General features: G+C 72.3%; 13 protein-coding genes. 7 read left to right on the forward strand and 6 right to left on the reverse strand.

All coding sequences use genetic code 11. The features are described from left to right. From ACOJUF_RS06600 to ACOJUF_RS06620, 5 genes are all read left to right on the forward strand, one after another. The coding region (locus ACOJUF_RS06600) for an FAD-dependent oxidoreductase (RefSeq protein WP_420121065.1) at window positions 1–1,633 on the forward strand (1,633 nt) is incomplete at its 5' end. 73 nt (window positions 1,634–1,706) lie between these two features. Further along, entirely contained in the window at window positions 1,707–3,227 is a 1,521-nt protein-coding gene (locus tag ACOJUF_RS06605) for an ATP-binding protein (protein WP_420121066.1), read from the forward strand. Continuing rightward, window positions 3,224–4,429: an L-2-hydroxyglutarate oxidase gene (gene lhgO / locus ACOJUF_RS06610; protein ID WP_420121067.1), complete on the forward strand. Its 1,206-nt coding sequence runs from the start codon at window positions 3,224–3,226 to the stop codon at window positions 4,427–4,429. Before ACOJUF_RS06605 ends, lhgO begins: the two co-directional genes overlap by 4 nt. Before the next feature lie 59 nt (window positions 4,430–4,488). Next, a complete protein-coding gene (locus ACOJUF_RS06615; protein WP_420121068.1) occupies window positions 4,489–4,836 on the forward strand; it encodes a UBP-type zinc finger domain-containing protein in 348 nt (115 codons plus the stop codon). A 135-nt stretch (window positions 4,837–4,971) separates the two neighbouring features. After that, on the forward strand, window positions 4,972–5,244 hold the full coding sequence (locus ACOJUF_RS06620; RefSeq protein ID WP_420121069.1) for a hypothetical protein: 273 nt from the start codon (window positions 4,972–4,974) through the stop codon (window positions 5,242–5,244). A 9-nt stretch (window positions 5,245–5,253) separates the two neighbouring features. On the opposite strand, the gene ACOJUF_RS06625 is transcribed toward ACOJUF_RS06620, so the two are convergent. The 3 genes from ACOJUF_RS06625 to ACOJUF_RS06635 form a co-directional block, all read right to left on the reverse strand. Next, window positions 5,254–6,522: a threonine/serine ThrE exporter family protein gene (locus ACOJUF_RS06625; protein ID WP_420121070.1), complete on the reverse strand. Its 1,269-nt coding sequence runs from the start codon at window positions 6,520–6,522 to the stop codon at window positions 5,254–5,256. Window positions 6,523–6,653: 131 nt separating this feature from the next. Continuing rightward, window positions 6,654–7,073, reverse strand: coding sequence for a DUF3224 domain-containing protein (locus tag ACOJUF_RS06630; protein ID WP_420121071.1), 420 nt, complete (start codon window positions 7,071–7,073; stop codon window positions 6,654–6,656). A gap of 91 nt (window positions 7,074–7,164) precedes the next feature. Continuing rightward, the gene (locus ACOJUF_RS06635; protein ID WP_420121072.1) at window positions 7,165–7,953 is read right to left on the reverse strand and encodes an alpha/beta fold hydrolase; all 789 of its coding nucleotides are present in this window, start codon (window positions 7,951–7,953) and stop codon (window positions 7,165–7,167) included. A 613-nt stretch (window positions 7,954–8,566) separates the two neighbouring features. Between ACOJUF_RS06635 and ACOJUF_RS06640 the strand changes: the two genes are divergently transcribed. After that, entirely contained in the window at window positions 8,567–10,789 is a 2,223-nt protein-coding gene (locus tag ACOJUF_RS06640; protein WP_420121073.1) for a fibronectin type III domain-containing protein, read from the forward strand. Window positions 10,790–10,808: 19 nt separating this feature from the next. Here ACOJUF_RS06640 and ACOJUF_RS06645 read toward each other — a convergent pair whose 3' ends face one another. After that, a complete protein-coding gene (locus ACOJUF_RS06645; RefSeq protein WP_420121074.1) occupies window positions 10,809–11,018 on the reverse strand; it encodes a hypothetical protein in 210 nt (69 codons plus the stop codon). A gap of 66 nt (window positions 11,019–11,084) precedes the next feature. Between ACOJUF_RS06645 and ACOJUF_RS06650 the strand changes: the two genes are divergently transcribed. Then, window positions 11,085–12,014, forward strand: coding sequence for an aldo/keto reductase (locus ACOJUF_RS06650; RefSeq protein ID WP_420121075.1), 930 nt, complete (start codon window positions 11,085–11,087; stop codon window positions 12,012–12,014). An 88-nt stretch (window positions 12,015–12,102) separates the two neighbouring features. Here the strand turns inward: ACOJUF_RS06650 and ACOJUF_RS06655 are convergent, their stop codons facing one another. After that, the gene (locus tag ACOJUF_RS06655) at window positions 12,103–12,480 is read right to left on the reverse strand and encodes a hypothetical protein (RefSeq protein WP_420121076.1); all 378 of its coding nucleotides are present in this window, start codon (window positions 12,478–12,480) and stop codon (window positions 12,103–12,105) included. A 138-nt stretch (window positions 12,481–12,618) separates the two neighbouring features. After that, window positions 12,619–13,537, reverse strand: a 919-nt coding sequence (locus tag ACOJUF_RS06660; RefSeq protein ID WP_420121077.1) for a LysR family transcriptional regulator, incomplete at its 5' end; no start/stop codon positions are given.

A 13,537-nucleotide genomic window follows, 5' to 3' on the forward strand; every position in this document is an offset into this window, starting at 1 on the left:
CCGGGCGGTCGCCCGTGACCTGCGTCGCCGGTACGGCAAGGACTACCGGATCGTCCGGGCCGAGTCCGGGCAGCAGGCCCTGGACACCCTCAAGGAGATGAAGCTGCGCGGCGACCAGGTGGCGGCGCTGCTGGCCGACCACCGGATGCCGCAGATGGACGGCATCCAGTTCCTGGAAAAGGCCATGGACGTCTACCCGAAGGCACGGCGCATCCTGCTCACCGCCTACGCCGACACCCAGGCCGCGATCACCGCGATCAACGTCGTCGACCTGGACTACTACCTGCTCAAGCCGTGGGACCCGCCGGAGGAGAAGTTCTACCCGGTCATCGACAACGAGCTCGACCAGTGGAAGCGCAGTGACCACACCCCGCGCCCGCAGACCAAGCTGGTGACCACCCGCTGGTCGGCGCGGTGCAGCGAGGTCAAGGACTTCCTGGCCCGCAACCAGGTGCCGTTCCGCACCTACCTGTGCGACGACGCCGAGGGCGAGCGGCTGCTCGCCGCCGCCGGGGTCACGAGCGACCAGCTGCCCGTCGTCATCACCGCGGACGGTCAGGTCCTGGTCGAACCGTCCGATTCCGAGCTGGCCCAGCAGGTCGGCCTGGCCACCGCTCCGGCCGAGGACTTCTACGACATCATCGTGATCGGCGCCGGTCCGGCCGGCCTCGGTGCGGCGGTGTACGGGGCGTCCGAGGGCCTGCGCACGGTGTTGATCGAACGGCTCGCCACCGGCGGTCAGGCCGGCCAGAGTTCGCGTATCGAGAACTACCTCGGCTTCCCGGACGGGGTCACCGGTGCGCAGCTGACCGAGCGGGCGCGGCGTCAGGCGCTCAAGTTCGGCGCCGAGATGATCACCACCCGGGACGCCTGCGCGGTCGAGGTCAACGGATCCGCCCGCACCGTGCGGTTCGCCGACGGCGGCAGCATCGACGCGCACACGGTCATCCTGGCCACCGGGGTCTCCTACCGGAAGCTGGAGGCACCGGGTCTGGAGGAGTTCACCGGCCGCGGGGTGTTCTACGGCTCGGCCCTGTCCGAGGCGCCCGGGTGCAAGGGGCAGGACGTCTACATCGTCGGCGGCGCCAACTCCGCCGGGCAGGCCGCGGTCTACTTCGCCCGGTACGCGCGCACGGTCACCATGCTCATCCGCGGCGAGTCGCTGGCCGCCTCGATGTCGCACTACCTGATCAAGCAGATCGAGACCATCGAGAACATCACCGTGCGCACCCGTACCGAGGTGGTCGCCGGGCACGGCACCGACCACCTGGAGAGCCTGACCCTGCGCGACAACGCCGGCGGCGCGACCGAGCAGGTGTCGACGGCGTCCCTGTTCATCTTCATCGGGGCGGCCCCCCGCACCGACTGGCTCGACGGGATCGCCGTCCGCGATGCGCGCGGCTTCGTCCTGGCCGGGCCCGACCTGCTGACCGGCGGCGAGCGCCCGACCAACTGGGAGCCCGACCGCGACCCCTACCTGCTGGAGTCCAGCGTCCCGGGGGTGTTCGTCGCCGGCGACGTGCGGGCGAACTCGGTCAAGCGGGTCGCCTCCGCGGTCGGCGAGGGTGCGCTGGCCGTCACCCTGGTCCATCGCTATCTGGAGACGCGCGGAGGCCTCAGGCCTGCCGCATGAACCACCACGACTCCGCCCGCCCCGACCGGTCCGGAACGACCGGACCGGTGACGGGCGCGGGAAGGACAGCCCGATGACCGATCACCTCACCCCTGCCGACGCCCCGCTGCGCTGCAGCCCGGCCGAGCTCCGGACCCTGTTCCTGTTCGAGAAGCTCTCCGAGGCGCAGCTCGACTGGTTGTGCGAGCACGGCTGGATGAAGGCGTTCGACCCGGGCCCGGTGTACGTCGAGGGCGACCGGGCGACCTGCTTCTACGTGCTGGTCGATGGCACCGTCGCGCTCTACCGCCGGGTCGGGCCGGACGACGTGGAGACCACCCGCACCGCCCAGCGCGGCGCCTACGCCGGGGCCTGGCGCGCGTACCTGGGCCCGGACGCCCCGGACACCTACAACAACACGATGCGGGCGATCACCCCGAGCCGGTTCTTCGTGCTGGACGCCCCGCTGTTCGCCCAGGCCATGCGCGACTGGTTCCCGATGGCCGTGCACATGCTCGAGGGGTTGTTCTACGGCATCAAGAGCAGCAACGACGCGGTCAACCAGCGGGAGCGGCTGCTCGCCCTCGGCTCGCTGTCGGCCGGCCTGACCCATGAGCTGAACAACCCGGCCTCCGCAGCGGTCCGGGCGACCGCCGCCCTACGCGAGCGGGTGGCCGGCATGCGGCACAAGCTGTCCATCATCGCCTCCGGCAAGAAGCACCCGATCGTCTTCGAACCGCTGATCGCCCTGCAGGAGGAGGCCGCGGCGCTGGTCGCCAAGGCCCCCACGCTGACGCCGATCGAGGCCAGCGACGCCGAGGACGTCATCGGCGAATGGCTGGAGGATCACGACATCCCGCACGCCTGGGACATCGCGCCGACCTACGTGCAGGCCGGCATCGACGTGGCCTGGCTGGAGCGGGTGGCCGACGCCGTGCCCGACGGAACGCTGGACGGCGCACTGAAGTGGCTGTACTACACGGTCGAGACCGAACTGCTGATGAACGAGATCAGCGACGCGACGACCCGCATCTCCACCCTGGTCGGCGCGGCCAAGCAGTACTCCCAGCTGGACCGGGCGCCGTTCCAGACCGTCGACGTGCACGAACTGCTGGACAGCACGCTGACCATGCTCGGTGCCGGGACCGGCTCGGTGAGGCTGGTCAAGGAGTACGACCGTTCCGTGCCGAAGATCCCCGGCTACCCGGCCGAGCTGAACCAGGTCTGGACCAACCTCATCGACAACGCGCTGGACGCGATGAACGGGCAGGGCACGCTGACCGTCCGCACGTCGGCCGACGAGGACTGCCTGACGGTCGAGATCGGCGACACCGGGCCGGGCATCCCGCCCGAGAACCAGGGACGCATCTTCGAGCAGTTCTTCACCACCAAGCCGGTCGGCGAGGGCACCGGCCTGGGCCTGGACATCTCCTGGCGCATCGTGGTCAACAAGCACCACGGCGACCTGACGGTGCTATCCGTTCCGGGCGACACCCGGTTCCGGGTCCGGCTGCCGCTGGCCGGGCCCGACCAGCTGGCCGCGATGGCCGCCGGGTCGACCGGGGAGGTCGCCGTCACCGACAGCGCCTCCGGGCCGGCGGCCGCGACGACGTGACCGGGGTGGTGGTCGCCGGCGCCGGCATCGTCGGCCTGGCCACCGCCTACGAGCTGACCCGGCGCGGCCACCGGGTCACCGTGCTGGACAAGGAACCGGCGGTGGCCGCCCACCAGACCGGTCACAACTCCGGCGTCATCCACTCCGGGCTCTACTACGCGCCGGGCAGCCTCAAGGCGACCCTGGGGGTCGCCGGGGCATCCTCGATGCGAGATTTCGCCGTCGAGCACGGCGTGGCCGTCGAGATCTGCGGCAAGCTCGTCGTCGCGACCACCCGGGCCCAGGTGCCCGCGCTGCTGCGCCTGCTGGAGCGTGGCCGGGCCAACGGCGTGCCGGTGACGCTGATCTCGCCCGAGCAGGCCCGGGAGTACGAGCCGCACGTGCGCTGCGTGGCCGCGCTGCGGGTGGAGACGACCGGCATCGTCGACTTCGTCGGGGTGTGCCGGACGCTGGTCGGGCTGATCGAGCGGGCCGGCGGCCAGGTGCGGCTGGGCACCGAGATCGTCGGGGTGGACGGCCGGTTCGACGCGGTCACGGTGTCGACCGCCGGCGGCGGATCCGGTTCGGGCCCGGCCGAGATCCGGGCCGAGCAGTTCGTCAACTGCGCCGGCCTGCACTCGGACCGGGTGGCCCGGCTGGCCGGGCTCGACCCGGCGGTGCGGATCATCCCGTTCCGCGGCGAGTACTTCGAGCTGGCCCCCGAGCAGGAGCATCTGGTCCGCGGACTCATCTACCCCGTCCCGGATCCGACGCTGCCATTCCTGGGAGTGCATCTGACCCGGATGATCAGGGGCGGCGTGCACGCCGGGCCCAACGCGGTGCTCGCCCTGGCCCGCGAGGGCTACACCTGGGGCGACGTGCGGGGTCGGGACATCGGCGACAGCCTGGCCTGGCCGGGCCTGTGGCAGCTGGGCAAGCGGTATTGGCGGACCGGGATCGGCGAGGTCGCCCGCTCCCTGTCGGCCAAGCGTTTCCTGGCATCCCTGCGCGAGCTGGTGCCCGACCTGCCCGACGGATGCCTGCGCCCCGCCCCGGCCGGCGTCCGGGCGCAGGCGCTGCACCGGGACGGTCGCCTGGTCGACGACTTCTACTACGAACGTGGCATCCGGCAGGTGCACGTGCTCAACGCGCCGTCCCCGGCGGCGACGGCCGCCCTGGAGATCGGCCGGCGCATCGCCGAGGAGGTCCGGACGCCCCGGTGACCCGCCGGACGGGCGGGCGGAACGGGCAAGGACGGGGCGGGAGGACGGAGAATGCGAGCATGACCGAGATCCCCGGCATCAATACGACCGCGGCGCCCAGCGGCACCGGCTGCGCCGAATGCCTGGACGACGGCGGGTGGTGGTTCCACCTGCGCCGGTGCGCCCAGTGCGGGCACATCGGCTGCTGCGACAGCTCGCCCGCGCAGCACGCCAGCGCCCATTCCCGCACGTCGGGGCACCTGCTCATCCAGAGCTTCGAGCCGGGCGAGACCTGGTTCTGGAGCTACCCGGAGGAGCAGTTCTACAACGGACCGGACCTGGCCCCGCCGCACCACCGCCCGGAGGATCAGCCGGTGCCGGGCCCGGCCGGGCACGTGCCCGCCGACTGGCGCCGCCGGCTGCACTGAGCCGCCGCCGCGGTGCGGCCGCGTCGAGCCGGCTCCGCGTCCCGGTTGCCCTCTCCGACGGACCGGACATAACCTGCGGGTCCGTCCATCGGCCTGGGCCGGCGGCGCGGGGACAACCGAGGAAAGGAGTCCACGATGGGTTTGGACGATCTGGTCAACCAGGCAAAGGACCTGCTCGGTCAGGGTGAGAAGAAGGCGCAGGACGCGGCCGATGCGGCCGCCGCGGGCGACCAGCAGGCGGCCGCCGCCGATGCCGGCTCCGCGGCCGGCTTGATCGACAAGGCCAAGGAGCTGCTGACCGACGAGCGGATCGACCAGGTGGCCGGTGCGATCAAGGATCGGACGCCGGAGAACATCGACACCGTCGTCGATCAGGTCGCTGAGAAGGCCAAGCAGTTCAACAACTGATCGGGGCCGTCAGCGGTCGAAGGCCCACCGGCGGTCGGTGAGCATGCGGGAGACCGCGAGACCGATCGGCAGCGCCATGGTGACCAGGGCCGCCTGGGCGATCGTGCCCACGGCGGCCCCGGCATCACCCTCCGAGACGGCGAAGATGGCCCGGTAGAGCAACACCCCGGGCACCATCACCAGCACCGCGGGCACCGTCAGCGTGATCCGCGGTACCCGCAGCCAGGGTCCGGCGACCGCCGCGAGCAGGCCGACCAGCAGGGCGGCGACGGCCGCGGCCGCCTGGGGCGGCAGATCGACCCGGATCAGTTCCAGCCGCAGCAGGTTGGCGATCATGCCGATCGTGCCGGCGGCCGCGGCCATCCGCGCGGTCCCGTTGAACATCAGCGCGAAGCCGGCGACCCCGACGAAGCTGGCCGCGGCCTGCAGCGGGACGAGCGCGGCCGGCGGCAGGTCGGGGCCGGGCAGCGGATCGGGCGACAGGCCCAGCACCAGCGCGACGGCCCACACCGCCAGGCCGGCGGAGACGGCGATCAGGGCCGCGTAGACCAGGCGGGCCACGCCCGCCGACAGGTCGAGTTTGGCCAGGTCCAGGCCGGCAGTGACCAGCGGGAAGCCGGGGATGAGGAACAACACGGCGGCGACGTACCCGGCCTGGTGCGCGGCCACCGGCTCGCCGACCAGCCGGCCGGCCTCCACGGCGAGCAGGTAGGTCGCGCAGGCCGTCGCCGCCGCCACCGTGGTCGCGCCGAACTGGTTGCCGTGCCGGCTCAGCAGCAGGCGCCGGGCGATCTGGCCCGCCCAACCGCCGGCCAGCGCCGCGACCACCTCGAAGGGCCCGCCGCCGATCAGGAAGGCGAAGGCGGCACAGGCCAGGCCGGCCCACAGCCCGTTCAGCACGGCGCCGTACCGCGGCGGCTCCCGCTCGATGACGTCCAGGGCGGCGGTCAGCTCCGGAATGCCGACCGGCCGGTCCGCCGACCCGACCCGGGTGGCCAATTCCTCGAGCGCGGCGATCCGGGACGCGTTGACCCCGACCCCGTGCACCTCGGCGACCTCGGTCCGGAAGCTGCGCCCCCGGTGCGAGGTCGAGGTGATCTCGGTCAGGGTCACCTGTGCGTGATGCCGGTCGATGCCCAGGGCGGCCGCGATCCGGCGCATCGTCTCCTTGACCCGGTAGCTGCCCGTTCCCGACGACAGCGAGAGCAGGCCCGCCCGCAACACCACCCCCGACTGCTGGATCAGGAGGAGTTCGTCGTCGTCGGGTTGCGCGGGCACGCATCGATCCTCGCGGAGCCGGACCGGGCCGGCGGCCCGGATCGGCGTGATGTGCACCGCTCCCCCACTGTCGCCGACCACGGTCGAGCGGGCGCGTGACCGCGGGTCCGGACGGTGTGGTCGAGCCGGCCTCAGCCGGCCGGCTCGGCCGGCCAGTCGACCCGGAGCGTCACCAGCTCGTGTTCCACCAGCCCGGTCCCGGTCAGCCCGGTGAAACCCCCGGTGCCCGACCCCACCACCACCCGCGCCCACAGCTCGGTCGGGATGCCCTCGCCCATCGAGGCACCGTGCTCGAGCACGAAGCTGCCGGTCCGCCCGTGGACGGTGCCCACGATCCGCTCCTGGGCGACGTAGGAGGCGCCCCGGTCGCCCCGGGTGGTCACCGCGTGCCCGGTCGCGGTCGCCGCCACGTCCGGGCCCGCGTAGGTCTTGGCCAGGACCACGGCCGCCAGATCGGGTGCGCCGGCCGCCAGCTCCGGGGGCGCCGGAGCGGGGTCCGGCGCACCCTCCCAGGTCGTGATGGTGAACGGCAGGGCGAGTTCGACCTTCATGACGCCGAGTGTGCCGCACCGCTTAGACACCGCCGGCCGGCCCGGCGCGGGCGGAGCCGGCGCCGGGCGGCCGCGGGCGGATGCCGCCGGCTCAGGCCGCGCGCCGGCCGTCGGCCAGGAAGTCGTTGATCCGAGAACCCAGATCGCTGGCCGAGGTCACGATCTCCAGATGCCCGCCCGGGACCAGCGCCAGGGTGGAGTTCGGGATCAGCCCGGCCAGGATCATCGCGTTCGCCGGCGGCACGATGGGGTCGTCGACGCCGCCGACGACCAGGGTGCGCTGCCGGATCAGCGGCAGGAAGGGCAGGCTGGTCCACCACATCACCGCGGACAGCTGGTAGAGCCACCCGCGCACGTCCGCCGGCTGATGCGCGGCGGTGAAGGCGGACCGCTGCTGCTCGGCGCCCGGCTTGGCCGAGATGAACTCGGCGATGACGGCCGCGTCGGCCGCGTCGGCCAGCTCGCGCGGGATGAGCATCTCGCGGAACGCGTGCGGGGTGCCGGGCACCGACCAGGCCCCCGTGCTGGTGCTGACCAGGATCAGGTTCCGGCAGCGGGAACCGCGCTGCAACGCGAACTGCTGCGCCAGCGCGCCGCCCCAGGAGTAACCCATCAGATCGATCTCGTCGTGGCCGAGTTCGTCGAGCAGTTCGTCCACGATGGCGGCCATCTGCGGGAGCCCGTACGGGAACGGCACGGCCGGCGAGTCGCCGACGCCCGGCGGGTCGAACCGGATGACCTCGAGACCGGGGTCGAGCGCGTCCACCAGCGGATCGAGGATGCGCAGGCTGGCGCCGATCCCGTTGCAGACGAGCAGCGGGCGACCCGACCCGGTGCCGGGTCGGACGTCCACGTTGAGCTCGAGATCACCGATCTTCACGGCGGTGCTGCTCCCGTCCGGCACGCGGGGCCGGGGCCGGGCGAGCCACGTCGTAGTCGAGTGACCTCGGCATTGTCACACTGCGTTGCCCCGGCGACGCTCTCCCACGGCCGCCCGGCCATCCGCGTTCCACTGAACGAGTGAGGCTGACCAGCGCAAACGAACCGGCGTCCGGGCAGGCCAGGTGGTCATCGTCACCATGGGTTTGCCCTGCGTCACACGGGCCGGCCACCGTCCGCCCGGCCTTCATGATCACCGCCACGTAGCCGGCACATGACCGATCGGGGCATCGCTGCTCCGATTGCACGATTCCGTCATGCATTCGCCAGCGGTTGCTCGGAATCGATCACCCTCGACTCCCACCGCCGGCCCATTGATGGCCGCCAGCTCGGCAAATGCGGGAAAGCGAGAGCATTCGCATGAAACAGGCCAGCGAGGGCATTTTCGCCGCTTTCGTCGGCTCTCGGCCGCTTAGACTGCCGATCGGCAACGTCAGATGCCAAGGGGGAGAACGGGTATGGCATATCAGTCGGCTTTCGCGCGCCCGAGATCTCGATCCCGGCACCGGCTCGGGGCGATCATTGTCGGCCTGTGCCTGTCCTTGATTGTCTCGATGGCCGAGGCGCCGAGCGCCCATGCGGGACTGAGCTGGGGAGCGATGGGCATCGGGGATCCCTACTTCCCGACCCAGGGCAACGGCGGCTACGACGTCGAGCGCTACGACATCCGGCTCCGGTACGACCCGGCCGGCACCGCGCTCAGCGCCGTCACCACGATCACCGCCCGCACGACGTCCCTCATCGACGGCTTCTGGCTCGATCTGAACGGCCTGGATGTGCGTGCGGTGACGATCGACGGGCAGCCGGTCAGCTGGCAGCGCACCGGCGCCGACCTGCTGGTGAGCTTTCCGATCCGCAAGTGGCCGGGCGAACGTTTCACGGTCCAGGTGACCTACGACGGCACTCCGGCCACCGCGACCAACCCGTACAGCTACCGCACGCCGGGGTGGATCAGGACCCTCGACGGAGTGGTCGTCGCCGCGCAGCCGAACGGTGCCGCCACTTGGTTCCCGTCGAACGACCACCCGTCCGACAAGGCGCTGTTCGACATCACGCTGACCGTCCCGCCCGGAGTCTCCGCGGTGGCCAACGGACTGCCCGGTCCGACCTCCACGGCCGCCGACGGCTGGCAATCGACCACCTGGAGCTCACGCGACCCGATGGCGACCTACCTCGCCACGGTCGCGATCGGGCGGTACGACGTCCGACGGTCAGCTGACTCGGCCGGCCGCCCGATCATTTCGGCGGTCGGGAACTACCGCGGTCAATGGGTGAACGCACTCGATCGGATCGACGAGATCACGACCTTTCTGGCCGATCGCATCGGGACCTACCCGTTCGAGACGAACGGAGCGATCGTCAGCAGCGACAATCTGGGCTTCGCGCTGGAGACCCAGGGGCGCCCGGTATACGGATGGAACTTCTTCACCGGGCCCGACCCGTCCGTCGGGCCTGCCTTGATCGCTCACGAGACCGCGCACCAGTGGTTCGGCAATCTGGTCACCCTGGCCCGGTGGTCGGACATCTGGCTGAACGAGGGCTTCGCCACCTATTTCCAGTGGCTGTGGAACGAGAGCCAGGGAACGGAAACCGTCGATCAGGCTTTCGCCCGGCTCGCCTGCCGCCCGGCGGCATGGGGCTCGACCGATTGGATCGCCCCAGCGGATCCCGGTCCGACCCGGCTGCTCGATCGGTTCGTCTACGACCGAGGAGCGATGGCGCTGGTCGCGCTCAAGCGGCTGATCGGAGCATCCGCGTTCGATACCTTGATCCGTCGCTGGGCCGCTCCGGGGACCGGCGCACCACGCACCACCGCCGACTTCATCGCCATGGCTCAGCAGGTCTCGGGCCGAGATCTCACCGCCTTCTTCCAGACGTGGCTCTTCACGTCCGCCAAGCCCGCCGAATTGACCTGCTCCTCGGTGACCCTGCCCAGCGCGCCGACGTCCGTCGCGGCCAGCGGCGGGCCGGCCCGCACCTCGACCACGGTGACCTGGGCCCTGCCGACGAGCAATGGGGGTGGCGAGATCCTGGGCTACTTCGCCCAGCTGTACGACCAGAACGGGCCGGGGATTCCGATCCAGTCCCGGACGGTGCCGTCCTACGCGCGCGCGGCAACCTTCGACGGCCTCGACCCGAACCGGCCGTACCTGGTGTCCGTCAAAGCCCAGAACACGGCCGGGACCGGTCCGTCCACCGGTTCGGTGGTCAGCGCCGTGACGCCCACGGTGACGTCGGTCGCCGCTTCGGTCGACGACACGACGAGAATCGCGACGGTCACCTGGACTCAGCCTTCCCTGACCGGCGGCTCGGCGATCACCGGCTACGAGGTCACCCGGGACGGGGTCGACAGCAAAGGCAACGGCCCGACGACGACGACCGTTCGCGCCGATCGCCGGTCGCTGACGTTCAGCAACCTGCGACCCGGGGACACGTACACCTTCGGCGTGCGCGCCGTCAACGCGGTCGGCAGCGGCCCGACGGGGACCGCGACGGTGACGCTGCTTCGCCGGTTGACCGCCCCGACGCCCACCATCGTGGGGGTCGCCAGGGCGGGTTCGACCCTCACCGCGCGGCCCGGAACGTGGACCACCGGGACCTCGCTGGGCTTCCAGTGGTCGGCCGACGGGGTCGCGATCCCGGGCGCAACATCCTCCACCGTGGCGTTGAGCACCGCCCAGGTCGGTACCCGTATCACGGTCACGGTCCGCGGAACCCAGCCCGGTTTCCTCCCGGTCTCGAAAACGAGCACGGCGGTGGGTCCGGTCACGGCCTGAGCGTCACACGGGCCGGCCCTCAGCCGTCGCTGCGGTCCCGATGGCCCAGATGGGCCAGGACGGCCGGATCGGCGGTGGAGAACCGGTCCGCCTCCTCGCCGCCGTCACACCGGCACAACGAGAGGACGACACCCTCCGGCCGCCGGGCCAGCACCTGCCAGGTACCGCCGGCATCCTCCCAGCGGCGCAGCCGGGTCAGGTCGGCGGACTCCACGGCGGATTCGTCCATCGATCGAGGGTAGGTCCCGACCGGCGCCCCCGGGCGGGCTGGCCAGCGGGCTGGTTGGCTGGGGCCATGAAGACCATCACCCTCGGCGACGTCCAGGCGCCGAACGTCGTCCTCGGGCTCATGCGGATCGGCTCCCTCGGTGACGACGAGATCCGCACCCTCATCGCCGCCGCCCGCGACGCCGGCATCGACTTCTTCGACCACGCCGCGGTCTACGGCGACGAGCTGCACGGCTGCGAGCGGCGCTTCGCCGAGGCGATGCAGCTCGGCCCGTCCGACCGGGCCGCCGTCACGCTGCAGACGAAGGCCGGGATCGTGCCGGACGGCCCCTACTTCGACTTCTCCTACGAGCACCTCGTCGCCTCCGCGGAGGAGTCGCTGCGGGCCCTGCGGACCGACTACCTGGACGTGTTCCTGCTCCACCGGCCCGACGCGCTGGTCGAACCGGAGGAGGTGGCCCGGGCGTTCGACGAGCTCGAGTCCTCCGGCAAGGTGCGGGCGTTCGGCGTGTCCAACCACACCCCGCGGCAGATCGACCTGTTGCGGACTGCGGTGCGGCAGCCCCTGGTGGCCAACCAGTTGCAGCTGTCGATCACGCACGCGCCGATCGTGGCGCAGGGGGTCGCGACCAACATGGTCGGCCTCGACCAGTCGGTCACCCTCGACGGGGGCGGCGTCCTGGACTACTGCCGGATCAACGGCATCACCGTCCAGGCCTGGTCGCCGTTCCAGGCCGGCTTCTTCACCGGGGTGTTCCTCGGCTCGCCCGACCATCCCGAGCTGAACGCGGTGATCGACCGGCTGGCCGCCGCCTACGACGTGCCGCCGATCGCGATCGCCACCGCCTGGATCACCCGGCACCCGGCGAACATGCAGGTGGTGTTGGGCACGACCAACGCCGATCGGGTCGCCGGCGCGGCGCTCGGCTCGGACGTCCCGTTGACCCGGCCGGAGTGGTACGAGCTGTTCCGGGCGGCCGGACACCAGGTGCCCTGACCCGCCGGCCGCGGACCCGGGCGGGGTCACCTCCCCCCGGGGGTGCCGCGCCGGTGGGCGCCGGCCCGGCGCCCCGGTCGGAAGCCTTTCAGCCGGGCAGATAGGTCTCGAGCAGGGCGGCCTCCCGGCGCAGCCGGTCGGCGGCGTCGGCGCGGCCCAGGCCGTCGTAGGTCGCCGCCTCCGCGACCCGCTCATCGATCTGCCCGCGCACGACGGCGTGCAGGTCGTCAAGGGTCAGCTCGCGACGGGCCGCCTCGGTCGACCCGAGCCCGACGCCGGTGCCGGCGACGTACTCGCCGGTGGCCGCCGGCCCGGCGGCCGGCGCCGGCACGGGCACCGCCTCGGCATCGTCGATGGCGGCCAGCGCCGTCCGCAACGCCGCGACGGCTTCCTTGTCGCGGGCCTTCATCGCGGCGGTCAGGCCGGACCGCAGCCGGGCACGGATGTGGTCGGGCGGTGTGGTCATCGTCCGATCCTGCCGCACCGTTGGGCGCTTCCCCGCCCGGCGGCGCGGCCACGATCGGCCGTCGATCGGGTGGTCGGGCGGGTTGGTCGGGCGGGTTGGTCGGGCCGGATGGTCGGGCACGGTGGTCGGGCCGGGTGGTCAGGGGTGACGGCCCGACTCGGCGGCGATCCGGACGAGGTCCGCGACCGGACCGACCGGTTGGGCCGGGCCGACCCAGACGGCCCGCAGCTCCCGGCGCAGGGTGACGTCCATCGGGACGACGACCAGGGTGCCGGCATCGATCATCGGCGCGACGGCCAGCGCCGACAGCACGGCCGGGCCGGCGCCGCTGGCCACCGCCACCCGTACGGTCGCGTTGCTGCCGGCCTCCTGCACCGGGCGGGCCGGGGGCAGTCCGCGGCGTTCCAGCGCATGATCCAGCGCGACCCGGGTGCCGGATCCGGCCTCCCGGGTGACCAGCGGCCAGGTCGCCAGTTCGGCCAGTGACACCCGGTCGGTGCGGTGGGTCAGCGGATGGCCGGGCGGCGCCACCAGCACCAGCTCGTCGTGCCCGACGACCCGGTGGTTGAGCCCGGGCGGCGCGTCCGGCCCCTCGATGAAGCCGACGTCGGCCTGCCCCTGCCGGAGCTGCCCGACGACCTCGGCCGAATTGCAGACCTCCGTGCGGATCCGCAGGTCCGGATGCCCGCGGCGCAGGGCCGCGATCCATCCGGGCACGAGGTTCTCGGCCACCGTCTGGCTGGCCGCGACGGCCAGCGACCCGGGCCCGTCGCCGAGCGCGGCGACCCCGTCGGCCAGCCGCCGGGCCGCGTCCAGCAGTTCCCGCGACCACTCCACGACGACCAGCCCCTGGGCGGTGAGGGTGGCGCCGGTGGTGGACCGGTGGATCAGGGCTAGCCCGAACCGACGTTCCAGGCGGGCGATGGACCGGCTGACGTTGGGCTGGGCCATCCCGGTGGCCCGGGCCGCCCCGGCCAGGCTGCCGTGGTCGGCGACCGCGACCAGCGCCTCGACCGCGGCCAGATCGGGCCAGGTAGCCATATCCGCAGGATATGCC

The sequence above is a fragment of the Nakamurella sp. genome, assembly GCF_048594475.1.
Taxonomy (GTDB): Bacteria; Actinomycetota; Actinomycetes; order Mycobacteriales; family Nakamurellaceae; genus Nakamurella.

Excerpts from the sequence above, each read along its gene's own strand:
- ACOJUF_RS06630 (WP_420121071.1), bottom strand. The coding sequence starts at position 7,073 with ATGAAGGTCGAACTCGCCCTGCCGTTCACCATCACGACCTGGGAGGGT.
- ACOJUF_RS06615 (WP_420121068.1), top strand. The coding sequence starts at position 4,489 with ATGACCGAGATCCCCGGCATCAATACGACCGCGGCGCCCAGCGGCACC.
- ACOJUF_RS06650 (WP_420121075.1), top strand. The coding sequence starts at position 11,085 with ATGAAGACCATCACCCTCGGCGACGTCCAGGCGCCGAACGTCGTCCTC.
- ACOJUF_RS06605 (WP_420121066.1), top strand. The coding sequence starts at position 1,707 with ATGACCGATCACCTCACCCCTGCCGACGCCCCGCTGCGCTGCAGCCCG.
- ACOJUF_RS06620 (WP_420121069.1), top strand. The coding sequence starts at position 4,972 with ATGGGTTTGGACGATCTGGTCAACCAGGCAAAGGACCTGCTCGGTCAG.
- ACOJUF_RS06640 (WP_420121073.1), top strand. The coding sequence starts at position 8,567 with ATGGCCGAGGCGCCGAGCGCCCATGCGGGACTGAGCTGGGGAGCGATG.
- ACOJUF_RS06645 (WP_420121074.1), bottom strand. The coding sequence starts at position 11,018 with ATGGACGAATCCGCCGTGGAGTCCGCCGACCTGACCCGGCTGCGCCGC.
- ACOJUF_RS06655 (WP_420121076.1), bottom strand. The coding sequence starts at position 12,480 with ATGACCACACCGCCCGACCACATCCGTGCCCGGCTGCGGTCCGGCCTG.